This is a genomic window from uncultured Plantibacter sp. (assembly GCF_963518075.1).
Classification (GTDB): Bacteria; Actinomycetota; Actinomycetes; order Actinomycetales; family Microbacteriaceae; genus Plantibacter; species Plantibacter flavus_A.
On the sequence record NZ_CAUQHZ010000003.1, the window covers coordinates 14,572 to 38,084 of the forward strand.

At 70.4% G+C, this 23,513-nt stretch carries 22 protein-coding genes and 1 riboswitch; of the genes, 14 read left to right on the plus strand and 8 right to left on the minus strand.

The features are described from left to right. Positions 1-43 precede the first annotated feature (43 nt). The 3 genes from gcvP to gcvT are packed head-to-tail and all read right to left on the minus strand — an operon-like array spanning position 44 to position 4,467. The gene (gcvP, locus tag RWN05_RS05285; protein ID WP_079002087.1) at positions 44-2,965 is read right to left on the minus strand and encodes an aminomethyl-transferring glycine dehydrogenase; all 2,922 of its coding nucleotides are present in this window, start codon (positions 2,963-2,965) and stop codon (positions 44-46) included. Next, positions 2,965-3,339: a glycine cleavage system protein GcvH gene (gcvH, locus tag RWN05_RS05290; protein ID WP_064296422.1), complete on the minus strand. Its 375-nt coding sequence runs from the start codon at positions 3,337-3,339 to the stop codon at positions 2,965-2,967. Before gcvH ends, gcvP begins: the two co-directional genes overlap by 1 nt. A gap of 3 nt (positions 3,340-3,342) precedes the next feature. Further along, a complete protein-coding gene (gene gcvT / locus RWN05_RS05295; RefSeq protein ID WP_314138828.1) occupies positions 3,343-4,467 on the minus strand; it encodes a glycine cleavage system aminomethyltransferase GcvT in 1,125 nt (374 codons plus the stop codon). A 161-nt stretch (positions 4,468-4,628) separates the two neighbouring features. Further along, positions 4,629-4,714, minus strand: a riboswitch (glycine riboswitch). Between the two features lie 149 nt (positions 4,715-4,863). Here gcvT and RWN05_RS05300 point away from each other — a divergent pair. From RWN05_RS05300 to RWN05_RS05330, 7 genes are all read left to right on the plus strand, one after another. Beyond that, the gene (locus tag RWN05_RS05300; RefSeq protein ID WP_079002083.1) at positions 4,864-5,649 is read left to right on the plus strand and encodes an NrtR DNA-binding winged helix domain-containing protein; all 786 of its coding nucleotides are present in this window, start codon (positions 4,864-4,866) and stop codon (positions 5,647-5,649) included. Beyond that, a complete protein-coding gene (gene nadA, locus RWN05_RS05305; protein ID WP_079002081.1) occupies positions 5,646-6,953 on the plus strand; it encodes a quinolinate synthase NadA in 1,308 nt (435 codons plus the stop codon). The genes RWN05_RS05300 and nadA overlap by 4 nt, the downstream gene beginning before the upstream one ends. Position 6,954: 1 nt before the next feature. Then, positions 6,955-8,580, plus strand: a complete 1,626-nt coding sequence (gene nadB, locus RWN05_RS05310) for an L-aspartate oxidase (protein ID WP_314138832.1) — start codon at positions 6,955-6,957, stop codon at positions 8,578-8,580. Then, on the plus strand, positions 8,574-9,425 hold the full coding sequence (gene nadC / locus RWN05_RS05315; protein ID WP_079002077.1) for a carboxylating nicotinate-nucleotide diphosphorylase: 852 nt from the start codon (positions 8,574-8,576) through the stop codon (positions 9,423-9,425). The genes nadB and nadC overlap by 7 nt, the downstream gene beginning before the upstream one ends. Before the next feature lies 1 nt (position 9,426). Beyond that, the gene (locus tag RWN05_RS05320; RefSeq protein ID WP_314138835.1) at positions 9,427-10,569 is read left to right on the plus strand and encodes a cysteine desulfurase family protein; all 1,143 of its coding nucleotides are present in this window, start codon (positions 9,427-9,429) and stop codon (positions 10,567-10,569) included. 108 nt (positions 10,570-10,677) lie between these two features. Next, complete coding sequence (locus tag RWN05_RS05325) at positions 10,678-10,878, plus strand: hypothetical protein (RefSeq protein WP_064296429.1); 201 nt, start codon at positions 10,678-10,680, stop codon at positions 10,876-10,878. A gap of 117 nt (positions 10,879-10,995) precedes the next feature. Then, positions 10,996-11,211, plus strand: a complete 216-nt coding sequence (locus tag RWN05_RS05330) for a hypothetical protein (protein WP_064296430.1) — start codon at positions 10,996-10,998, stop codon at positions 11,209-11,211. A gap of 100 nt (positions 11,212-11,311) precedes the next feature. Here the strand turns inward: RWN05_RS05330 and RWN05_RS05335 are convergent, their stop codons facing one another. After that, the gene (locus tag RWN05_RS05335; protein ID WP_314138839.1) at positions 11,312-12,967 is read right to left on the minus strand and encodes an ABC-F family ATP-binding cassette domain-containing protein; all 1,656 of its coding nucleotides are present in this window, start codon (positions 12,965-12,967) and stop codon (positions 11,312-11,314) included. A 210-nt stretch (positions 12,968-13,177) separates the two neighbouring features. Between RWN05_RS05335 and RWN05_RS05340 the strand changes: the two genes are divergently transcribed. Next, the gene (locus RWN05_RS05340; protein ID WP_314138841.1) at positions 13,178-14,404 is read left to right on the plus strand and encodes an ice-binding family protein; all 1,227 of its coding nucleotides are present in this window, start codon (positions 13,178-13,180) and stop codon (positions 14,402-14,404) included. Between the two features lie 46 nt (positions 14,405-14,450). Next, positions 14,451-14,798 (plus strand): LysR family transcriptional regulator, encoded by a 348-nt coding sequence (locus RWN05_RS05345; protein ID WP_064296432.1) that lies wholly within the window; start codon positions 14,451-14,453, stop codon positions 14,796-14,798. On the opposite strand, the gene RWN05_RS05350 is transcribed toward RWN05_RS05345, so the two are convergent. Next, positions 14,755-15,981 carry a hypothetical protein gene (locus RWN05_RS05350; RefSeq protein ID WP_314138842.1) on the minus strand — a complete coding sequence of 409 codons (1,227 nt, stop codon included), beginning with the start codon at positions 15,979-15,981 and terminating at the stop codon, positions 14,755-14,757. The genes RWN05_RS05345 and RWN05_RS05350 overlap by 44 nt on opposite strands. Positions 15,982-16,115: 134 nt before the next feature. Here RWN05_RS05350 and RWN05_RS05355 point away from each other — a divergent pair, with 134 nt between their 5' ends. Together RWN05_RS05355 and RWN05_RS05360 are read left to right on the plus strand one after the other, a co-directional pair. Next, positions 16,116-16,634, plus strand: coding sequence for a hypothetical protein (locus RWN05_RS05355; protein ID WP_314138844.1), 519 nt, complete (start codon positions 16,116-16,118; stop codon positions 16,632-16,634). 29 nt (positions 16,635-16,663) lie between these two features. Further along, on the plus strand, positions 16,664-16,969 hold the full coding sequence (locus RWN05_RS05360; protein WP_314138845.1) for a hypothetical protein: 306 nt from the start codon (positions 16,664-16,666) through the stop codon (positions 16,967-16,969). Between the two features lie 69 nt (positions 16,970-17,038). Here RWN05_RS05360 and ychF read toward each other — a convergent pair whose 3' ends face one another. After that, positions 17,039-18,112 carry a redox-regulated ATPase YchF gene (gene ychF, locus RWN05_RS05365; RefSeq protein ID WP_064296436.1) on the minus strand — a complete coding sequence of 358 codons (1,074 nt, stop codon included), beginning with the start codon at positions 18,110-18,112 and terminating at the stop codon, positions 17,039-17,041. Positions 18,113-18,244: 132 nt separating this feature from the next. Here ychF and RWN05_RS05370 point away from each other — a divergent pair, with 132 nt between their 5' ends. After that, the gene (locus tag RWN05_RS05370) at positions 18,245-18,826 is read left to right on the plus strand and encodes an exonuclease domain-containing protein (protein ID WP_064296572.1); all 582 of its coding nucleotides are present in this window, start codon (positions 18,245-18,247) and stop codon (positions 18,824-18,826) included. 58 nt (positions 18,827-18,884) lie between these two features. Further along, complete coding sequence (rmuC, locus tag RWN05_RS05375; protein WP_314138846.1) at positions 18,885-20,264, plus strand: DNA recombination protein RmuC; 1,380 nt, start codon at positions 18,885-18,887, stop codon at positions 20,262-20,264. A 78-nt stretch (positions 20,265-20,342) separates the two neighbouring features. On the opposite strand, the gene glpX is transcribed toward rmuC, so the two are convergent. Both glpX and RWN05_RS05385 read right to left on the minus strand, forming a co-directional pair. Continuing rightward, positions 20,343-21,341, minus strand: coding sequence for a class II fructose-bisphosphatase (gene glpX / locus RWN05_RS05380; RefSeq protein WP_064296437.1), 999 nt, complete (start codon positions 21,339-21,341; stop codon positions 20,343-20,345). A 50-nt stretch (positions 21,342-21,391) separates the two neighbouring features. Then, positions 21,392-22,387: a fructose-bisphosphatase class II gene (locus RWN05_RS05385; protein WP_314138847.1), complete on the minus strand. Its 996-nt coding sequence runs from the start codon at positions 22,385-22,387 to the stop codon at positions 21,392-21,394. 76 nt (positions 22,388-22,463) lie between these two features. On the opposite strand from RWN05_RS05385, the gene fbaA reads away from it, so the two are divergent. Further along, positions 22,464-23,489, plus strand: a complete 1,026-nt coding sequence (gene fbaA / locus RWN05_RS05390) for a class II fructose-bisphosphate aldolase (protein ID WP_064296439.1) — start codon at positions 22,464-22,466, stop codon at positions 23,487-23,489. The last annotated feature ends 24 nt before the right edge of the window (positions 23,490-23,513 follow it).

The window sequence follows — 23,513 nt, forward strand, 5'->3', positions numbered from 1 at the left end:
ACTCCCTCGCCCACGAATGGGCGAGGGAGTGCTCATGGACCGGCTAGGCGAAGGCCTCGGGCGGCGGGCAGGCGCACACGAGGTTGCGGTCGCCGTAGGCCTGGTCGATGCGACGCACCGGCGGCCAGTACTTCGTGCGCACGAGCGTGTGCACGGGGTAGACGGCGAGCTCGCGCGAATACGCGTGCGTCCACTCCCCCTCGATGACCGACTGGGCCGTGTGCGGCGCCCCGACGAGCGGGTTGTCGTCGGCAGGCCACTCGCCCGCCGCGACGGCGTCCGCTTCCGCCTTGATCGCGATCATCGCGTCGACGAAGCGATCGACCTCCGTGAGGTCCTCGCTCTCGGTCGGCTCGACCATGAGCGTCCCCGCGACGGGGAACGACATCGTCGGCGCGTGGAAGCCGTAGTCGACGAGGCGCTTCGCCACGTCGTCGACGGAGATCCCGGTCGCCTCCTTGAGCGGACGGAGGTCGAGGATGCACTCGTGCGCCACGAGGTCGCTGTCGCCCGTGTACAGGACGGGATAGTGGTCGCGCAGTCGCGCAGCGATGTAGTTCGCCGCGAGCACCGCGGCCCCGGTCGCCTCGCGGAGCCCCTCCGAACCCATCATGCGGACGTACGCCCACGAGATCGGCAGGATGCTCGGGCTGCCGTAGGGAGCCGCCGAGATCGGACCGCCGGCGTGCACGACCGTCCCGCCGCCGAGCAGCGGGTGCTCGGCGCGCTGCGCCAGCGGGTGACCGGGCAGGAACGGCGCGAGGTGCGCCTTCGCCGCGACCGGCCCGACACCGGGGCCGCCACCGCCGTGCGGGATGCAGAACGTCTTGTGCAGGTTCAAGTGCGAGACGTCGCCGCCGAACTCCCCGAACCGCGCGTACCCGAGCAACGCGTTGAGGTTCGCACCGTCGACGTAGACCTGGCCGCCGGCGTCGTGCACGGCCTGGGTGATCGTCTTCACCTCGTGCTCGTACACGCCGTGGGTGGACGGGTAGGTGATCATGAGCGCGGCGAGGGACTCGGCGTTGGCCTCGATCTTCGCCCGGAGGTCGTCGAGGTCGACGTTGCCCTGCTCGTCGCACGCCACGACGACGACCCGCATGCCGGCGAGGACGGCCGAGGCCGCGTTCGTGCCGTGCGCGCTCGACGGGATGAGGCAGACCGTCCGCTGCTCGTCGCCGTTCGCGCGGTGGTAGCCGCGGATGGCGAGGAGACCGGCGAGCTCACCCTGGCTGCCGGCGTTCGGCTGGAGCGACACGGAGTCGTAACCGGTGACCTCGGCCAGCCAGGTCTCGAGCTGGTCGACGAGTTCGAGCGAGCCTGCGACATCCTCGCGCGGGGCGAACGGGTGCAGCCCGGCGAACTCGGGCCAGGTGACGGCCTCCATCTCGGTGGCGGCGTTGAGCTTCATCGTGCACGAACCGAGCGGGATCATCCCGCGGTCGAGCGCGTAGTCGCGGTCGGCCAGCTGCTTGAGGTACCGCATCATGGCGGTCTCCGAGTGGTGCGTGTTGAACACCGGGTGCGTGAGGTACTCGGTCTCGCGGGCGAGCGCGGCCGGGTACTCCGACACGGCGCTCGGTCCGAACGCCGAGGCGGACGACCCTTCGTCGAAGACGTATGCCGACGGCTCTCCGACGGTGGCGGTCCCAGCGGTCGTGAGCACCTCGACGAGCGTCGGGACGACGCTCTCGACCGCGCTCACCTCGTCGAAGCTCATCGAGACGGTCGTCTCGTCGACGGCCCACAGCAGGAGGCCGCGGTCGTGCGCGCCCGCCACCACCGCCGCGCTGTCGGCGACCCGCACCTGCAGGGTGTCGAAGTAGTGCTCCGTGAGCACCTCGACACCCGCCGACTCCAGCAGACGGGCTGCACTCGCGGTGGTCGCGTGCACCGACTGTGCGATCCGCTTGAGCCCGTCGGGCCCGTGGTACACGGCGTACATCGCGGCCATGACGGCCAAGAGGACCTGGGCCGTGCAGATGTTGCTCGTGGCCTTCTCGCGGCGGATGTGCTGCTCACGCGTCTGCAGCGTGAGCCGGTACGCGGGGTGACCCGCCGCGTCCTGGCTGACGCCGACGAGGCGACCGGGCATCTGGCGTTCGAGGCCCTTGCGGACCGCGAGGTACCCTGCATGCGGCCCGCCGAAGCCCATCGGCACACCGAAGCGCTGGCTCGTCCCGACCGCGATGTCCGCGCCGAGGGAACCGGGCGAGGAGATGAGCGTGAGGGCGAGGAGGTCGGCCGCGACGACCGACACGCCGCCGGCCGCCTTGACCGCCGCGAGGACCGCCGACGGATCCCATACGAGCCCGGAGGCGCCGGGGTACTGCACGAAGACGCCGAACGCCGCCGGGAGGTCCTCGGCCGAGGTGGTCGACAACGGCAGTTCGACGAGGTCGATGCCGACCGCTTCGGCGCGACTCCGGAGGAGCGCCTTCGTCTGCGGGTACGCGTCGGCGTCGACGATGAACGTCGCGTCGGCGAGCTTCGAGGCCCGGCGCGCGAGGAGCATGCCTTCGACGACCGCGGTGCTCTCGTCGAGCATCGAGGCGTTGGCCGTGTCGAGACCGGTGAGGTCGGCGACCATCGTCTGGAAGTTGATGAGCGCCTCGAGGCGGCCCTGCGAGATCTCGGGCTGGTACGGCGTGTAGGCCGTGTACCAGGAGGGGTTCTCGAGCACGTTCCGCTTGATGACCGCCGGCGTGATCGTGTCGAAGTAGCCGAGACCGATGAGGCTCCGGTTCACCGTGTTGCGGCCGGCGAGCTCTCGGAGTTCGGCGAGCGCCGCCCGCTCGGTCGCGGCGTCGGGGATGCTCGACGAGGCGAGTTCGGCGGCAGTGATCGCGGACGGGACGGCCGCGGCGAGCAGGGCGTCGACGCTGTCGTATCCGACGGCGGCGAGCATCGTCGCCTGGGCTGCGGTGTCGGTTCCGATATGCCGTTCTGCGAAGCGGTCCGCCATCACTCGCCCACCAGCGCGGCGTAGTCGTCCCAGCTGAGGAGCGTGTCGGGCAGCGCGTCGTACCGGACGGAGACGAGCCAGCCGGCACCGAACGGGTCGCTGTTGACGAGCGACGGGTCGTCGACGACGGCGTCGTTGGCCTCGACGACCTCGCCGTCGAGCGGGGCGAAGAGCTCGCCGACGGACTTCGTGGACTCGATCTCGCCGACCACGGTGCTGGCCGAGAGCGCCGCGCCGACGGCGGGGAGGTCCACGAAGACGACGTCACCGAGCTTCTCGGCGGCGTAGTCGGTGATCCCGATGACGGCGAGATCGCCCTCGACGCGGATCCACTCGTGCTCGGCGGTGTACTTGAGGGTGGTCTTGTCGGCCATGGGTTACTTCTCTCTCGAATAGAAGGGGAGCGTGGTGACGGTCGCGGGGATCCGCGTGCCGCGGACGTCGATGTCGAGCACGGTGCCCGGCTCGGCGTGGTCGGGGTGTACGTAGGCCATGGCGATCGGGTGCCCGAGGGTGGGCGACAGTGCCCCGCTCGTCACCTCGCCGACCGTCGTGTCGCCGGCGAGGACGCGGTAACCGGCACGACCGGCGCGACGCCCCTCGGAGACGAGGGCGACGAGGACCGGTGCACCGTCCGCCGGGCCTGCCTCGACGGCGTCGCGTCCGACGAACGTGCCGTGCTTCCCGAGCGCGACGACGCGACCGAGTCCGGCCTGGACCGGCAGCATGTCCGGACCGAGCTCGTGGCCGTAGAGCGGCATGCCGGCTTCGAGGCGGAGCGTGTCGCGACTGGCGAGGCCGGCGGGGACCAGCCCGAGCGGTGTCCCGGCGGCGACGATGGCGTTCCACAGCTCGACGGCGTCGGCCGCGTCGACGTACAGCTCGAACCCGTCCTCGCCGGTGTAGCCGGTGCGCCCGATGAAGACCGTGCCGTTCTCGAAAGAGGCACCGGTCGCGCGGTAGTACTTCACCTCGTCGAGGGAGGGCAGCTCGTCCAGGATGTGGAGCCCCTCGGTCGCCTGGAGGATGGCGCGGGAGGCGGGCCCCTGGACGGCGATGAGCGCGATCTCGTCGCTGCGGTCCATGACGACCACGTGCTCGAATGCCGCGGCGCGCTCGGTGAGCGCTGCGACGACGGCGTCGTGGTTGCCCGCGTTCGCGACGACGAGGTACTCGTGCTCGCCGTTGCGGTAGACGACGAGGTCGTCGACGATGCCGCCGGCCTCGTTCAGCAGCAGGGAGTACTTGGCCTGGAGCAGGTCGATGGCGGACAGCTTGCCCGCGAGCGCCTGGTCGAGGAAGTCGGCTGCGTCGTCGCCCACGACCTGGATCTCGGCCATGTGGGAGATGTCGAAAATGCCGGCGGCGGTGCGGACGGCGTGGTGCTCGGCGAGATCGCTCGAGTACCGTACGGGCATCTGCCATCCGGCGAAGTCCGTGAAACTCGCGCCGGCGGCTTCGTGGACGGCATGGAGCGGGCTGGTTCGTTCGAGGTCGGTCACGAGTTCTCCGGGGTCGCGTGGTGCGCTGCGGACACCAGACGGTGCCCGTTGGGAACTCCCCCTCTGTCATTGGCCTGAGAGCTTCACGAGTGCCGCTGCTGCGGACACTGCTTTCACCGTCGGCGAGCGCACCACGAACGTGCGCTGCTTTCCAGAGTGGCCAGTCCGATGCGGTACAGGACCTGAGAGATTGGCGGGGAGGCTTGCTCCTTCGGTGCCGGCGTACCGGCTCTCCCGCATCGTGTTCGCGGCCCGATGTTCGATTGAGCCGCCAGCATATCGCGAGTGGTCGCCTCGGCGCAGGACCTTGTTCGAGTCAGGTGTACACTAAGCCTGTATCGAGTACAGGTCATTTCTACCTGAAGTGCCGCCCGTGCTCCGGAACCCGGAGACCCCATGCAGCGATCCACGACTCCCGTGGAGCAGACGGACCCGCAGGTCGGCCTCGCGGTCTCGACCGTCATCTTCACGCTCCGGGCCGACGACGGGTTCGGCGCGACCGATCCGGCACCCGGCATCTGGCTCCCGCTCGTCCGGCGCATCCGTGAGCCCTACGACGGCCTCTGGGCGCTGCCGGGTGGTCCGCTCGGTGCCGCGGAATCCCTCGCGGACGCGGCCTCGTCGACCCTGGAGACGACCACCTCCCTCCGTCCGCGGTACTTGGAGCAGCTCTACGCGTTCGGCGACCTCGACCGCTCCCCCGCCGAGCGGGTCGTCTCGATCGTCTACTGGGCGCTCGTCGGGTCCGACGAGGCGAAGCGCACGCGGCTCGGCCAGAACGTCCGCTGGTTCCCGGCCGACGCACTCCCCCCGTTGGCGTTCGACCACCGCGACATCGTCGAGTACGCCCTGTGGCGGCTCCGCAACAAGCTGGAGTACAGCCACATCGCGCACGCCTTCCTCGGGGAGACCTTCACCCTCTCCGAACTCCGGGAGGTGCACGAGGCGGTGTTGCAGAAGCAACTCGACCCCGCGAACTTCCGACGCCAGGTCGAGTCCTCCGGTCTCGTCCTGCAGACCGACGAACTCCGTACCGGTGGGCGCCACCGCCCGGCGCGGCTCTACCGGTGGACCCAGCCCGTCAACCGACCGGAGACCCCGTCGCCCGGCCGGTCGACGAGCCGCAGGCCCACGACGTCCACCCCGACCACCACCCGTCAGCAGTCCGAGGAGCCAGCATGACCATCACCGCATCCGTCGACGACACCATCCAGCAGATCACCGAGGGTGCGTCCGACGGCGCGACCTGCGCGCCCGAACTCGCGGCCGGGCCCTGGGTGTTCGACCTGCAACCGCCGAGCTACGGCCCTGGAGCGTCGATGGGCGACGTCATCCCGACCGGTTCGCCTCGGCAAGGCCAGCTCCCGGCCGCCTACCGCGACGCCTCGAACGATGAGCTCCACCGCCGCATCGTGGCCGCGAAGCAGACGCTCGGAGACCGCGTCGTGATCCTCGGACACTTCTACCAGCGCGACGAGGTGGTCCAGCACGCCGACTACATCGGCGACTCCTTCCAGCTCGCGAACGCGGCCAAGGCCCGCACCGAGGCCGAGGCGATCGTGTTCTGCGGCGTGCACTTCATGGCCGAGACCGCCGACCTGCTGTCCGGTCCTGAGCAGGCCGTGATCCTCCCGAACCTCGCCGCCGGATGCTCGATGGCCGACATGGCGGACATCGACCAGGTCGAGGAGGCGTGGGAGGCCCTCGAGGCGCTCTACGGGACCGAGCCGGACGCCGACGGCCGGGTACCGGTCATCCCCGTCACCTACATGAACTCCTCGGCGGCGCTCAAGGGCTTCTGCGGTCGGCACGGCGGGATCGTCTGCACGTCCAGCAACGCGGAGACGGTCTTGCGGTGGGCCTTCGAGCGGGGACAGCGGGTGCTGTTCTTCCCGGATCAGCACCTGGGTCGGAACACCGCCAAGAAGCTGGGGGTGCCACTCGAGCACATGCCGATGTGGAACCCGAACCGCCCGCTCGGCGGTAACGAGGCGACCGACCTCGAGCAGGCCGAGGTCATCCTGTGGCACGGCTTCTGCTCGGTGCACAAGCGATTCACCGTCGATCAGATCGACCGCGCCCGGGCGCAGCACCCCGGCGTCCGGGTCATCGTGCACCCCGAGTGCCCGATGGCGGTCGTCGACGCGGCAGACGAAGCGGGGTCGACGGACTACATCCAGAAGGCCATCGCGGCGGCGCCGGACGGCACCACGTTCGCGATCGGCACCGAGATCAACATGGTGCAGCGCCTCGCCGCGCAGTACCCGCAGCACACCATCTTCTGCCTCGACGATGTGATCTGCCCCTGCTCGACGATGTACCGCATCCACCCCGGCTACCTGGCCTGGGTGCTCGAGGGACTCGTCGCGGGCGAGGTGCTCAACCGCATCACCGTGTCCGACGACGTGGCCGTCCCGGCGCGGCTGTCGCTCGAGCGCATGCTCGCCGCGAAGCCGCCGGTCGCCACCGGAACCCAGGCCGGCTGACATGGCGACGGTGCTCGTGGTCGGGAGCGGGATCGCCGGTCTCGTGGCCGCGATCCACGCGAGCGAACGGCACGACGTGGTGGTCGTCACCAAGGACGTCCTCGGCCAGAGCAATACGCGCTATGCCCAGGGTGGGATCGCCGGGGTCATGTTCGACGACGACCGCGTCGAGGACCACGTCCGGGACACGCTGCTGGCCGGCGCGGGGCTGTGCGACGAAGAGGCCGTGCGGGTGCTCTGCACCGAGGGGCCCGAACGGATCCGCGAGCTCATCGACTTCGGTGTGGCGTTCGACCGCGACGGCGACGCCTTCGCGAAGGGCCTCGAAGCGGCCCACTCCTACCCCCGGGTGCTGCACGCCGGCGGCGATGCGACCGGCGCGGCGATCGAGACGGCGCTCGTCGAGACGCTCGCAGCCCGGCGGGTCACCGTGCTGGAGCACACCGTCCTCGTCGACCTGGTGGTCACGGCAGGGACGGTCACCGGTGTGCACCTCCGGTCCTCCGAGCGCGGTGCGTTCACCGTCGACGCCGACCAGGTGATCCTCGCCACCGGCGGTGTCGGACAGCTCTACCCGTTCACGACCAACCCGGCGGTGGCGACCGGCGACGGCGCCGCTGCAGCACTCCGTGCCGGGGCGGTGCTGGCCGACGTGGAATTCGTCCAGTTCCACCCGACCGCACTCGCCGCACCCGGCAGTTTCCTCGTCTCCGAGGCCGTCCGCGGCGAGGGGGCCGTCCTCCGGGACGCGAACGGTGAACGCTTCATGCGGGCGCTCCACCCCGACGCCGAGCTGGCGCCCCGCGACGTGGTCGCCCGTGGGATCGCGCGGACCATGGCAGCGCAGGGTGGCGCGCCGGTGACGCTCGACGCCACCGCGCTCGGTGCGGACCGCCTCGCCGCGCGCTTCCCGGGGATCCACGAGCATCTCCGAGCCTCCGGCGTGGACTGGTCGCGCTCACCGGTCGCCGTCGCCCCGGCCGCACATTATTGGATGGGCGGCATCGCCACGGACCTCGACGGCCGGACAACCCTGCCCGGGCTCCTCGCCGTGGGCGAGGTCGCACGCACAGGCGTCCATGGTGCCAACCGCCTCGCCTCCAACTCGCTCCTCGAGGGTGCCGTCTTCGCGGCCCGCGCCGTCGCGGCGATCGATGCGGAACCGGGTCCGATCGCCGGTCGCCCGAGGCTCGGCGGTCAGCGGGTCGTCCTGGATCCCCGTGCGGCCGATGACGATCCCGGGCTCCGAGCGGATCCTATCGAGCCTTTCAGCCGGTCGGCGCTCCACGCCGTGATGTGGCGGGATGCCGGGCTGGTCCGTGACGCGCGTGGTCTCGAGCTCGCGCGCCGGACCCTGGACCGGTGGTCGACCGAACTCGACGACGTCGTCACCGCACCGCGGTCGGTCGGGGCCGCCGAGGACCGCAACCTCCTGCTGCTCGCCCGGGCCGTGGTCGCCGCTGCCCTCGCCCGCACCGAGTCGCGCGGTGCCCACGCCAGGGACGACCATCCCGGTGTCGATCCCGATCGGGCGTCGCCCATCGCGATCGTCCTCGCCACCTCGGGCGCCGCGTCCCAGCCCACCACCCACCCATCCGTGAACGGAACCGTGCTCGCACCATGCTGACCCCACACCTCATCGACACCACCGTCACCGCGGCCCTCGTCGAGGACGCCCCGTGGGGTGACCTCACGGCGGCGACCCTCATCCCGGAGGACGCCACGGCCTCGGCCTCCCTGGCCGCTCGAGAGGCGGGCGTCTTCAGCGGCTCGGCCGTGTTCGAAGCGGCGTTCCGACTGACCGACCCACGCATCACGGTCGCGTTCCTCGTCGCCGACGGCGAACGGTTCGCCGCGGGCGACACCATCGCCATGGTGTCGGGTCCGGCGCGTGCCGTCCTGACCGCCGAGCGCGTCGCCCTGAACTTCGTCCAGCGGATGAGCGGCATCGCGACCATCACCGCGGCTTACGTCGACGCCGTGTCGGACACCCGCGCCCGCATCGTCGACACCCGGAAGACGACCCCGGGCCTGCGCGTCTTCGAGCGCCATGCGGTGCGATCGGGCGGCGGACACAACCACCGCCATTCGCTCTCCGACGCGGTCATGGTCAAGGACAACCACCTGGCGGTCCTCCTCGAGCGCGGGCTGACGGTCACCGAGGCGCTGCTGCGGGCCCGCGAGGAGCTCCCGCACACGACGACCATCGAGGTCGAGGTCGACCGCCTGGACCAGATCGAGGCGGTACTCGCGGCGGGCGTCGACACGATCATGCTCGACAACTTCACCGTGGACGAGCTCCGCGAGGGCGTCGCGCTGATCGCCGGCCGCGCCATCGTCGAGGCGAGCGGGAACGTGACGCTGTCAACGGTGCGGGCCATCGCGGAGACCGGAGTGGACGTCATCTCCTCCGGTGCCCTCACGCACAGTGTCCGGTCCCTCGACCTCGGACTCGACGTCTCGGTCGACTGAGATGCTCTACCTCGACAACGCGGCGACGACGCCGGTGCGCCCGGAGGTGCTCGAGGCGATGTGGCCGTACCTGACGAGCACCTTCGGCAACCCGTCGAGCCATCACACCGTCGGCGAGGCGGCGGCCGGGGCGTTGCGGGACGCCCGGCGACGCGTCGCGACCGTGCTGGGCGTCCGACCTGGCGACGTGGTGTTCACCTCGGGTGGCACCGAAGCGGACAACCTCGCGGTCAAGGGCATCACTCTGGCGGCCCTCGATCGCGGACGCCATGTCGTCACCTCGGCGATCGAGCACGAGGCGGTCGCGGAATCGGTCGCATACCTCACGCGGTTCCACGGGGTCGAGGCGACCATCCTCCCGGTGGACGGGACCGGCCTGGTCGACCCGGCCGAACTCGCCGCGGCACTCCGGCCGGACACGGTGCTCGTCTCGGTGATGGCGGCCAACAACGAGATCGGCACGGTCCAGGACCTGTCGGCACTCGGGGCCGTCACGCGCGCCGCAGGCGTCCCGTTCCACACCGACGCCGTGCAGGCGGCAGGGTGGCTTCCCCTCGGACTCGACCGCCTCGGCGTGGACGCGCTGAGCCTCGCCGGTCACAAGCTCGGGGCGCCGAAGGGGGTCGGACTGCTCGCCGTTCGCGGGTCGCTGCCCCTGGAACCGCTGCTGCACGGTGGGGGGCAGGAACGCGGGCGCCGGAGCGGGACCGAACAGGTGGCCGCCGCCGTCGGGCTCGCGACGGCGCTGGAGCTCGCCGAGCGTGATCGGGTGGAAGCGGTCGACCGTGTCAGTGGATTGCGTGACGAGTTCATCGCGAGGGTCCTGAACGAGGTCCCGCGCGCTCGGTTGACGGGCCACCCCGAACGACGGCTGCCGGGTATCGCGTCGTTCGTGTTCCCCGGGACCTCGGGCGAGGCGGTCCTCCTCGAACTCGAACGGCGCGGCGTCGTCTCCTCGAGCGGCTCCGCGTGCGCCGCCGGCAGCGACGAGCCGTCGCCGGTCCTCCTCGCGATCGGCATCGCTCCGGAGGTCGCGCAGACCGCTGTGCGCCTCAGTTGGACCGCCGCCGTCACCGCGGCCGATCTGGACCGGACGGCGAGCGCCGTCGTCGCCTCGGTGGAGGCCGTCGCGGGCCTGCGCTGAACCCCACGACGACCGAGCGGACGGATCCGGCCGCGCGCTCGGTGCCGGGTGTCCGATGCCGGGTGTCTGGCGGCGCCCACCGACGGAGGCTGGGCTACGGTGGGATCCATGAGCACCGAGCAGGACGCGGCAGACCGCGCACGACGTCGACACGACAATGAGGACGCTGACGCCGTCACCCGGTTCCTCGCCGAACGTGACCCGGAGTACGACCTCCACACGGAGCGTCTGGTCGACCCCGAGGAGGTCATCCTCAAGGACTGGCTGCCGCACGCGACCCCGACCGACGGTGGCGCCCCAGCACCCTGAACGCGCCGTCGCACGCGCTAGCCGCCGACGCAGCGGAACACAAGTGGTTGCCGCGCAGGCATCGGTGCACGACGCTTGAATTGTGACCGACAGTCGGGATCAGAGACGGAGTTGACGATGGGATTCCTGGACAACGCCAAGGACGCTGCTGAGGCGACAGGCAAGAAGATCGGCGAGGCCGTCGACGACACCAAGGAGCGCATCAGCGACAAGCTGGACGAGGCCAAGGCCGACGCCAAGGTGAAGCAGGCGGAGGCCGACGTGAAGAAGGCCGAGGCCGAGCGCGACACCACCGAGGCCAAGAACGACTACAAGGAGCAGCTGCGCGACTGACGCGCCCCCTGAACGACGAGGACCCCGCCCGGCGAACGCCGCGGGGTCCTCGCTCATGTCCGGCGAGGGTCTCCACCGACGGCCCGGATGACGATCACCACTAGCGCTCGGTGACCTGCCCGGCCTCGACGACCCACCGCCGTTCGATCCGGACGGTGTCGAGCATGCGGCGGTCGTGCGTGACGAGCAGGAGTGTCCCGTCGTAGCCCTCGAGCGCCTCCTCGAGCTGTTCGATGGCCGCGAGGTCGAGGTGGTTCGTCGGCTCGTCCAAGACCAGCAGGTTGATCCCGGTGGCTTGGAGCACCGCGAGCCCGGCGCGGGTGCGCTCCCCCGGCGACAGCTCGTCGACGGGCCGGTTCACGTGGTCGGCCTTCAACCCGAACTTCGCCAGCAGCGTCCTGACCTCTCCCGGACTGAGGTCGGGCACGATCGCCTCGAAGCGGTCGGCGAGCGGCTCCGAGCCGACGAGCAAGGAGCGGGCCTGATCGATCTCGCCGATCCGCACACTGGAGCCGAGGCTCGCGCTGCCCGCATCGGGTTCGCGGCGACCGAGCAGCGTCGCGAGCAGGGTGGACTTGCCGGCGCCGTTGGGCCCCGTGATGCCGATGCGATCGCCCACGTTCACCTGGAGGGACAGGGGGCCGAGCTGGAAGTCGCCCTGCCGGACGACGGCCTCGGAGAGCGTGGCGACGACCGTGCTCGAGCGCGGTGCGCTGCCGATCGTGAACTGCAGCTGCCACTCCTTGCGCGGTTCCTCCACCTCGTCCAGCCGGGCGATGCGGCTCTCCATCTGCCGGACCTTCTGGGCCTGCTTCTCCGAGGACTCCGCCGAGGCCTTCCGCCGGATCTTGTCGTTGTCGGGTGCCTTCTTCATCGCGTTCCGCACGCCCTGGCTGGACCACTCCCGCTGCACCCGGGCACGACCGATGAGGTCGGCCTTCTTGTCGGCAAACTCGTCGTAGGCGTCGCGGGCGTGCCGCCTGGCGACCTCGCGCTCCTCGAGGTAGGCCTCGTATCCGCCCCCGAAGACACGGTTGCTCTGCTGCGCGAGGTCGAGTTCGAGGACGCGGGTGACGCAGCGGGCGAGGAATTCACGGTCGTGGCTGACGAGCACCACACCCCCGCGCAATCCCTGCACGAAGCGTTCGAGCCGCTCCAGACCGTCGAGGTCGAGGTCGTTGGTCGGTTCGTCGAGGAGGACGATGTCGAATCGCGACAGCAGCAGCGCCGCCAGTCCGACGCGAGCGGCCTGCCCGCCCGACAGTGAGGTCATCATCGTGGTCGTGACATCCGCGTCCAGGTCCAGCCCGAGGTCGGCGAGGACCGCGGGGATCCGCTCCTCGAGGTCGGCCGCCCCGCTCGCCAACCAGCGGTCGAGGGCGGCCGAATAGACGTCCGCGGGGTCCGTGCCTGCCTGCGGGGGTTCGGCGAGCGCGGCGGCGGCCGCGTCCATCGCCTCGGTCGCCGCAGCACAGCCGGTGCGCCGGGCGATGTAGGCGGCGACGCTCTCGCCGACGACGCGCTCGTGTTCCTGCGGGAGCGCGCCCACGAAGGCGTCTGAGGGCGACAGCGTGATCGTGCCGGCCTGCGGTTCGAGCGAGCCGCCGAGGAGCTGCAGCAGCGTCGACTTCCCCGCTCCGTTCATCCCGACGACGCCGATGACGTCGCCCGGCGCCACCGTCAGATCGAGGCCGTCGAACAGGGTGCGATGGCCGTGTCCTCCGGCCAGGCCTTGGGCCACGAGCGTTGCAGTCATGCAGCAATCGTCTCATTCAGAGGAGGCCTCGCCGAACGTTCATTTCGCGCCACGAGTCGGCGGAGTAGCGTATCGCATCAAGATAACGATTGGCTACGTCAGGAGCGCTAGCTGATCTAGCGACCCCCGAAGGTGGTACACAGAGAAGAGTTGCGGTTGATGTCGCCATTCTCGTTGGCTTCGCGCCCCTCCCACACGGAACGGGCCCTCATGCGCCTCGAACTCTCTCCACACGACCGAAGCCGTCAACTTGGTCGCACTCGCCCACGGCTCTTCGCCGCAGCGGCAGTCGTCACCGTCGGGCTCCTGGCCATCGGTGCCGGACCGGCGAACGCCGCGACCACGATCGACGGCCCGATCAACCTGGGCACGGCAGCCGACTACGGCGTCCTCGCCGCATCGGCCGTCACCAACACCGGCGCCACCACGATCAACGGCGACCTCGGGCTCAGCCCGGAGAGCTCCGTGACGGGCTTCCCGCCGGGCATCGTCAACGGCGTTCAGAACGTGACGAACGAGCCGGCCGCCCTCGCCAAGAACGATCTCCTCACCGCGATGGGTGTCGCTTCCAGTCTCACCCCGACCACGCAGGGCCTCGGCGACCTCACCGGCCTGAACCTCACCCCAGGCGTCTACTCCGGCGGCGTGATCTCCCTGTCCGGGAACCTGACGCTCACCGGTACGGCGGAGTCGGTCTGGGTCTTCCAGGCGGCGAGCAGGCTGGACACCTCCACCGGTGCGTCGATCATCCTCGCCGGCGGCGCGAGCGCCTGCAACGTGTTCTGGCGCGTCGGCAGCTCGGCCACGCTGAACGGCGGCGCTCCCTTCGTCGGCACGGTCCTCGCCGACACGTCCATCTCCACGGGATCTGGCACGGTCGTCGAAGGACGTCTCCTCGCGTCCACCGGCGCCGTGACGCTCATCAACACCGTCATCAACCGGCCGACCGGCTGCGACGACGGCAGCGGCTCCGAGGTCACGACGAGCCCGGAGATCACCTCCGCTCCGCTCCCCGGCGGCACCGTCGGCACGACGTACGACAGCACGGTCACCTCGACCGGCAGCCCCGACGCGACGTACACCGTCACCTCGGGTGGCCTGCCCCCGGGACTCGTCCTCGACAGCGTGACCGGTGGCGTGACCGGTACGCCGACGACGCCCGGGACCTATACGGTGACCATCACCGCGAGCAACGGCACCGCACCCGACGACTCCATCGAATCGACGATCGTCATCACGGAGGCCGTCCCGCCGGGCACTCCGCAGGTCCCCGGTCAGCCGGCGGTTCCGGCCGGAGACATCACGAGGCTCCCCGACACCGGGTTCCAGGGATCCACGCTCGCGATCGTGGCCGGCTCCCTGCTCGGCCTCGGCCTGCTCGCGGGTATCGCCTCGGTGATCGTGCGACGTCGTCGACGCGACCAGCTGGGTGGCTGACGCGACACTGGTCGGCAGCCTGACGCCGTGACCGTAGGCTGAGGGCATGGACCACAAGCAGCTGCGCTCCTTCGTCGCCTCCGCGGAGACCCTCCACTTCGCGAAGGCGGCCAAGGCGCTCGGTGTGCCGAGGAGCACCGTCGTCGCCGACGTCCGGAAGCTCGAGGAGAGCGTCGGAGCGGAACTGTTCGCCCGTGACGTGGAGTCCACGCAGCTGACGGACGCCGGCTACGCGTTCCTCATCGAGGCGCGTCGCCAACTCGACGCCTCTGCGGCAGCGGCAGCGAAGTCGGCTCCCGCGCCGGGTGGTAAGGCCAAGGCGAACAAGGGCAAGGGTCGCGCGCCCAAGGTCAAGGGCGAGCCGCTCCCGTACAAGAAGCGCCAGGGTCGCTGAGCGGTACGCGCCGTCGGCGGTCCTGCGTCTCCGACGCGGACTCGACGACCCGCACCGATTCGCCTCGCCGCTCCGCGTCGGCTCGGGCCGTCCGTGCGATCGACACGAGGGTCTCGACAGGGGTCGGCGCGGCCGAATCCACCACGACGCCGAGGTTCGCAGCACCGGCGAAACCGTCGAGCTGTTGCGTCACGGCCTCCCGGTAGCCGGCGGCGATCGGTGCCGCGAGGTCGTGCAGACCGGAGAGGCCGGTCGGCCCCGGTTCGACCGACGTGGCCACGAGGATCGTCCCGCTCCACACGCGGGTGCAGACGGACCCGGCCGGCAACTCCCGGAAGACCGCGGCGGCGAGCAGCGCCTCCAGCTCCCCCGCCGTCGCCATCCCGTAGGCGCGGCGGAGGTCGCCGTAGCCGTCGATGGCCACGACGAGGATCGTGAGACGACGATCGGACTGTTGCCCGTCGCGGAGTCGGGTCGCCTCGGCGATGAACGCGCGGCGCCCCACCGCGCGGACGCCCACCCGCTCCGAGGAGAGGCGCTGCTTGCGCTCCCAGGAACGCAGGAGGACGAGGCCAACGGCGACCGCGACGACGAACACGAGGTTCATGTAGGTCACGATGGGCGTGCTGAACAGCCGCTCGAAGATCTCCGAGTGAGGACCCGCCGCGAGGTAGACCGCGAGGCGCACGGCGGTGAACACGGCGTGCAGGATCATGACGACGACGAGCACCAGCGACGCCGGCGCCGTCCGCATGCGCCCCCGCCGTGCCTCGTACGCGACGAGCAACGACAGCATGATGAGCGAGATGAGCCGGGCGATGGTGCCGGCCCACTCCGGGTCGTCGGTGGGGTCGAGGACGGCGGAGATCGCCGTCACCCCGACGAAGAGGGTGCCGAGCAGCACGAGGCTGCGTCGACCGTTGAACAGCCGGCACCCGACCCACAGGGCGGCGATCGAGGCGACCATGGCGGCGTTGGCGACGGCGACGATCCACACCGAGTCGCCGTTGAGCGTGGCGGCGAGATAGCTGACCGCCGAGAGGAGGGTGGTGGCGAATCCGGACATCCAGGCCGCCAGATGGCGCCCGGCGAGGGTTCGCGCGCTGTCGAGTCCGTAGAAGATCCCGCACGCGGCGCAGACGATCACCGCCACCACCAGCATGCTCGCCAGATCGATCGTCACCCGTGGCCTCCCCCAGGCGCCCGTTCGGGTGGCGCCTCATCGAGCGTACCGCCGGAGCAGCACCTCGCTGACGGCAGGGGCTTCGGAACCATCAGGGAGCTGAACCGCGGTGACCGATGTGTCACCATCGACCCATGCGCGAATCGCCCGATCGACCCGTCGCCGTCCGCGCGACGGCATTCCGTGGCACGTCGAGATGGCGCCGACGGCCGCTGCGGTTCGTCGGGTACGACGCCCTCCTGCCGGACGGCTCCGTCAGGTTCGACGTGGATCTCGCCGCAGCCATGCCGGCCCACCCGGCGGATGCCTCGACCCGCGATACGAACGTCCACGACCGCTGCCCCGAGGTCGGTGGCGGTCCGTGGGTCGACGGGTTCGGGCGTGCCGTCGACGGGCCAGACGACGGCGGACCGCCGCTGAGCGCACGCCGCCGCGCGCGCCCGCGCCCCACCGATCTGCCCGACCGCCGCCCATCGGCGAAGGCCGGGAGACGCTGGCGCACCGGGTTCGGCGTGGCAGCGCTCGGCCTCGGTGCCCTGCTCGTCATCGGCCCGCTCCGCGACATTCCTCTGGGCTTCCTCGGGGCGGTCAGCGCCCTCGTCGGGGTCGCCGCCCTCGCGGGCTTGGTCCCTCGCGCCAGACGGTGGTGGTGACGGTGCGCTACGTCGACCATGAACCGGGAATGTGGTTCCTCGTCGAGCAGGAGGGTTCGCTCTACCTCCACGCGAGATACAGCTACAGCGCCCTCATCGACGATTCCGCGCTCATCCGACTGAACGACACCGAGCTCACCGCCTACCTCGCGGGCGACCACGATGTCCTGTCGGATCTCGCGACGCGTGTCCACAACAGCGCGCCCTATCGAGCTGAGTCGAAGTTCTTCAGTAGGGATCTGTACCGCAGCGCAGACGGCCCGCAGTATCGTGAAGCCGTCTCAGCGGCGATTGCCGATCACACGTGGATCGCGGAACAGCGGCGGAAGCGGTGACCACCACCGAGAACGCTCATTCCGTCGGCTGGAGCGCCTGTCGACGACGGAACGTGCGCTTTCGACGAGCTAGACGTTGAACCGGAACTCCACGACGTCGCCGTCCTGCATGACGTAGTCCTTGCCCTCCATGCGGGCCTTGCCCTTGGAACGGGCCTCGGCGACGGAGCCGGTCTCGACGAGGTCGTCGAACGAGATGACCTCGGCCTTGATGAAGCCCTTCTCGAAGTCCGTGTGGATGACGCCGGCCGCCTGGGGCGCCTTGGCACCCTGCGGGATCGTCCACGCGCGCGACTCCTTCGGGCCCGCCGTGAGGTAGGTCTGCAGCCCGAGCGTCGCGAAACCGATGCGTGCGAGCTGGTCGAGGCCGGACTCGGTCTGGCCGGTCGACTCGAGCATCTCGCGGGCGTCGTCCTCGTCGAGGTCGACGAGCTCCGACTCGAGCTTCGCATCGAGGAAGACGGCCTTCGCCGGCGCCACGAGCGCGGCCAGCTCGTCGAGCTTCGCCTGGTCCTGGAGGACCTCCTCGTCGACGTTGAAGACGTAGATGAACGGCTTGGCCGTGAGGAGACCGAGCTCCTTGATGGGCGCGAGGTCGATCTTCGTCGCCGAGAGCGGGGTGCCGGCGTTCAGCGCGTCCTGCGCCTCCTTCGCCGCCGCGAGGACGGAGGGGTCGAGCTTCTTGCCCTTGACCTCCTTCTCGAACCGGGTGACGGCCTTCTCGAGCGTCTCGAGGTCGGCGAGGATGAGCTCGGTGTTGATCGTCTCCATGTCGGAGGCCGGGTTCACGTCGCCGTCGACGTGCACGACGTCGGGGTCGGCGAAGCCGCGCACGACCTGCGCGATGGCGTCGGCCTCGCGGATGTTCGCGAGGAACTTGTTGCCGAGCCCCTCCCCCTCGCTCGCGCCCTTGACGATGCCGGCGATGTCGACGAAGGACACCGCGGCGGGCAGGATGCGCTCGCTGCCGAAGATCTCCGCGAGCTTGCCGAGCCGGGCGTCGGGCAGTTCGACCACGCCGACGTTCGGCTCGATCGTCGCGAACGGATAGTTCGCGGCGAGCACGTTGTTGCGCGTGAGCGCGTTGAACAGGGTGGACTTGCCGACGTTGGGCAGGCCGACGATGCCGAGAGTAAGAGCCACGAGGGTCTATCGTACTTGGCCGCGCGTCCCCGTGGGTCGCGCCTCCGCTCCGGGCACGGATCGGCACGGTCGATCGAGCGGCGTGCGGCGTGCCACCCGGGCGGTGTCGGACGCTGGTGCGAGGGTGAGGACGTGCCACTGGATTTCACCGCCATCGACTTCGAGACCGCGAACTCGTCATCCGCCTCCGCCTGCAGCGTGGGCCTCGTCAGGGTCCGAGACGGCATCGTCGTCGACCGCGCGGGCTGGCTCATCCAGCCCCCTGCCGGACACGACGCGTTCCTCGAGTGGAACACGCGCATCCACGGGATCGTCGCGACCGACGTCCTCGGTGCGCCCGGTTGGGCGGACCAGCTCGACACCCTCCTCGACTTCGCCCAGGGTGACGCGCTCGTCGCACACAACGCCGGCTTCGACATGGGCGTCATCCGCGGTGGCTGCGCAGCCACCGGCCTCGACTGCCCCGACCTCAGCTACCTGTGCAGTCTCAACGTCGCACGCAAGACGTATCAGCTCGACTCCTACCGACTTCCGGTGGCCGCTCTCGCCGCCGGGTTCGACGACTTCCAGCACCACGACGCCACCGGCGACGCCGAGGCCTCCGCGCACATCATCATCCACGCCGCCGCCCGCCACGGCGCCTCCTCGATCGCCGAACTCGCGCAGCTCACGAGCGTGAAGATCGGCCGGATCGGGACGGCCGTCGCCGCCTGAGCCCGCGGTCGCCGCGCGGCCTCCGAGCGATGTCGGCGGCCCGCGACACACTGAGGGCATGGACAGCGCACTCGCCCTCGGGATCGGCCTCCTCATCGGACTCGTCATCGGCGCAGCCGTGGCGGTCCTCCTGCTGCAGCGGCGCACCGGCACGGGATCGATCGACCCCGCGCTGCTCGAGGCCAGGCACACCGCCCAGCTCGCCGACCTCCGTGGCCAACAGGCGCAGCTCCTCGCCGACGCCTCCGCGAAGGAGGCGGAACTCCGCGCCGCACTGCGCGCCGAACTCGCCGCCCTCGACGCCACAGCCGACGGTCTCGGGCGTGAGCTGAACGCCCAGCGCGAGCAGTACCGCGAGCTCGCCGAACGCCACCGCGCCGACGCCGAACGACGATCGCGCCAGGAACACGAGGAGAGCCAGGTCCTGCAGGCCCTCGCGCCCGTGCAGCACAGCCTCGAACACATGCAGGCGAAGGTCGCGGAACTCGAGCAGCAGCGCAGCCGACAGCACGGCGAGCTCGCACAACAACTGAAGACGGCTTCGGAGTCCGAGGAACGCCTGCGGTCCACGACGGAGTCGCTCGCCTCGGCGCTCCGGAACAACGCGACCCGCGGCGTCTGGGGTGAGACCCAGCTCCGCAACGTCGTCGAAGCCGCGGGCCTCACGCAGCGCGTCGACTTCGACCTGCAGTCGAGCATCACCTCCGACAACGGCGTCGGCCGACCCGACATGGTCGTGCGACTCCCCGGCGGCAAGTCGATCGCGGTCGACGCGAAGGTGCCGTTCGCGCAGTACCTCGAAGCCAGCACCATCCCCGTCACCGCGACGGGCGAGGAGGCCGCGCGACGCACCGCCCTCCTCGCGCAGCACGTGAAGGCCGTGCGGTCGCACGTCGACGCCCTCGCGGCGAAGGGATACTGGCGCGGCCTCGAGTCGAGCCCGGAGTTCGTCATCTGCTTCATCCCGAGCGAGTCGCTCCTCGCCGCAGCGCTCGAGGCCGACGCGAGCCTGCTCGACTACGCCTTCGGCAAACGGGTCGCCCTCGCCTCCCCCGTCAACCTGTGGGCCGTCCTCAAGACAGTCGCGTTCACCTGGCAGCAGGACGTCCTCACCGAGGACGCGAAGCGACTGTTCGACCTCGGCAAGGAGCTCTACCAGCGGCTCTCGACGCTGTCGGACCACGCCGACCGCCTGCGCCGGTCCATCGAGAGCACGGTCACCAACTACAACCAGTTCGCCTCGTCGTTCGAGACCCGCGTGCTCGTCACGGCGCGCAAGCTCGACGCCCTCGACGAGGCGACGGTCATCGGTCAGGTGAGCCAGAGCGACGCCTCACCGAAGCGCCTCACCGCACCGGAGGCGCAGCCCTCGCCGGAGCCGTCCGATGCCGAGCCGAGCGAGCTCGAGGCCCGGCTCGCGCACCGGCTCCAGGGCTGACCGGCACGAACACCGCACGACGAAGCGCCCGGCCCACCGCGAGGTGGAACCGGGCGCTTCGCGCTACTGGAGGAGCGGCTACAGCCACTTCGCAGCGAGGTGGTCTGCCTCGACACGACGGATGGTGCCGGAACGCGACCGCAGCACGAGGCTCTCGGTGCGGATGATCGGACCCTTGCGCTGCACGCCGTCGACGAGTTCACCGTGGGTGACGCCCGTCGCGACGAAGTACGTGTTGTCGCCGCGGACGAGGTCGTTCGCGCCGAGGACACGGTCGAGGTCGTGACCGGCCGCGAGCGCACGCTCGCGTTCGGCGTCGTCCTTCGGCATGAGCTTGCCCTGGATGAGGCCACCGAGCGCCTTGACGGCACACGCGGTGATGATGCCCTCGGGCGTGCCGCCGATGCCGACGCACATGTCGATCCGTGAGTCGTAGCGCGCGGCGTTGATGCCACCCGCGACGTCGCCGTCGAGCAGCAGCCGCGTCCCGGCACCGGCCGCGCGGATCTCCTCGATGAGCTGCGCGTGGCGCGGTCGGTCGAGGACGGCGACGCGGATGTCCTCGGGCTGCTTGCCCTTGGCCTTCGCGAGCTCGCGGATGTTGTCGCCGATGGACTGGCTGATGTCGACGACACCGATGCCGTCGGCGCCGGTGACGATCTTGTCCATGTAGAACACCGCGGACGGGTCGAACATGCTGCCACGGTCGGACACGGCGATGACGGAGAGGGCGTTCTGCCGGCCGGCGGCGGTGAGGCTCGTGCCGTCGATCGGGTCGACCGCGATGTCGCAGGACGGGCCGCGGCCGTTGCCGACGTGCTCGCCGTTGAAGAGCATGGGCGCTTCGTCCTTCTCGCCCTCGCCGATGACGACCACGCCGTCGAAGTTGACGGTGCCGAGGAAGGCGCGCATGGCGTCGACCGCCGCACCGTCGGCGGCGTTCTTGTCGCCTCGCCCGATGAACGGCGCCGCCCGGATCGCGGCGGCCTCCGTCGCTCTCACGAGCTCCATGGCGAGGTTGCGGTCGGGCTGCAGATAGTGGGAGCCGGTTTCAGGCTGGGTCACTGGATCCTCCATGGATCGCTCGCCTCGTGGGACACGACGCTTCGGTGGATGAGGGTTTCAGCCTATCGAACCGGGCGGGGAAGGCCGGTGGGCGTGTCTCGATCGAGGCGCTTCCGTGACCTCGTCAGCGGGCTCCCGGGACCGACGACGACGGACTCGACCATGACACCGCCGTCCCCTTCGACCCGGACTCCGGCGAGTTCGGCTCCGGCGGCGAGCGCGGTCGACGTGACAGCACTGAGCAGCAGCCAGGCGTCGTCGCGGCAGAGTTCGTCGAGTGGGACCTCGCGGTCGAGATCGGTCCCTGCCTCGATAAGCCGCGCCCGTTCCTCCGGCGACTGCGGTGCGAAGCGCGCCGTCATCCAGCCACCGAGGGCCCGGACCGCGGCAGCCGTGAGGATGCCCTCCGGGGCCCCGCCCACGCCGAGGAGCAGATCGAGGTCGCCGTCGGTGGCCGCGGCACGCAGGGACAGGGCGACGTCGCCGTCCATGAAGCTCACGAGCTCCGCACCGGCGGCGGTCACGGCATGGGCCGTCGCCGCGTTCCGGGGGCGGTCCTGGACCGCGACCCGGAGCTGCTCGACCGGCCGCCCCACACGCGCGGCGAGCCGGTCGAGGGTCACCGCGATCGGGTCGCCGAGCGACAGCTCGCGTCCCCCACCGGCCGCGACGAGCTTCTCGAGGTAGTACGCCGGGCCGATGTCGAACATCGCACCGCGCGGGGCGATGGCGATCACGGCGACGGAGTCCGGCTTCCCGGCGGCCGCGAGCTTGGTGCCGTCCACGGGGTCGACGGCGAGGTCGATCGCCGGCCCCGCACCCGTGCCGAAGCGTTCGCCCACGAAGAGCATGGGCGCCTGGTCCTTCTCCCCCTCCCCCACGACGACGCGCCCGTCGACCGGGAGCGATTCGAGCGCCCGGCGGAGCGCGTCGACGGCGACCCCGTCGATGCGCATGCCGTCGCCGCCACCCACGAGACCGGCGACGGCGGCAGCGGCGGCCCGCGTGGCGTCGAGGAAGCCGTCGAGGAGGTCGGTGTCCGGAGTGCGCTCGATCATGTCCCCATCGTGCCGTATGCCTCGGAGCCCGAGTCACTAGACTTCAAGGCGAATCGTCCCCACGCAAGGAGAAGACATGCCCGTCGCCACCCCGGAACAGTACGCAGCGATGCTCGACAAGGCGAAGTCGAACGGGTTCGCGTACCCGGCGTTCAACGTCTCGAGCAGCCAGACCATCAACTCCGTCCTCCAGGGCCTCACCGAGGCCGGTTCCGACGGCATCATCCAGGTCACCACGGGCGGCGCCGACTACTTCGCCGGCCACACCGTGAAGAACCGCGCCGCCGGCGCGATCGCCTTCGCGAAGTTCGCCACCGAGGTCGCCAAGAACTACCCCGTCACCGTCGCGCTCCACACCGACCACTGCCCGAAGGACGCGCTCGACGGCTTCGTCATGCCGCTCATCGCCGCCTCCGAAGAAGAGGTCAAGGCCGGTCGCAACCCGATCTTCCAGTCCCACATGTGGGACGGCTCGGCGGTCCCGCTCACGGAGAACCTCGAGATCGCGACCGAGATGCTGAAGCGCACCAAGGCCATCAACGCCATCCTCGAGGTCGAGATCGGCGTCGTCGGCGGCGAAGAGGACGGCGTCAGCCACGACATCAACGAGCACCTGTACACCACCCTCGACGACGCCATCGCGACCGTCGAGGCGCTCGGCCTCGGCGAGCAGGGGCGCTACATGGCCGCCCTCACCTTCGGTAACGTGCACGGCGTCTACAAGCCCGGCAACGTCAAGCTCCAGCCCGAGCTGCTGAAGACCATCCAGGACGGCCTCACCGCCAAGTACGGCCACGGCCCCAAGCCGCTCGACCTCGTGTTCCACGGTGGGTCGGGTTCCACCGACGCCGAGATCGCCGAGGCCGTCGCGAACGGTGTCGTCAAGATGAACATCGACACCGACACGCAGTACGCGTTCACCCGCTCGATCGCCGGCTACATGCTCTCGAACTACGAGGGCGTGCTGAAGCTCGACGGCGAGGTCGGCAACAAGAAGCTCTACGACCCCCGTGCCTGGGGCAAGGTCGCCGAGTCGGCGATGGCCGCTCGCGTCGTGGAGTCGACGAAGCAGCTCGGCTCGTACGGCACCAGCACCTCCTAGTCACCTGCACGAACAGAACGGGCC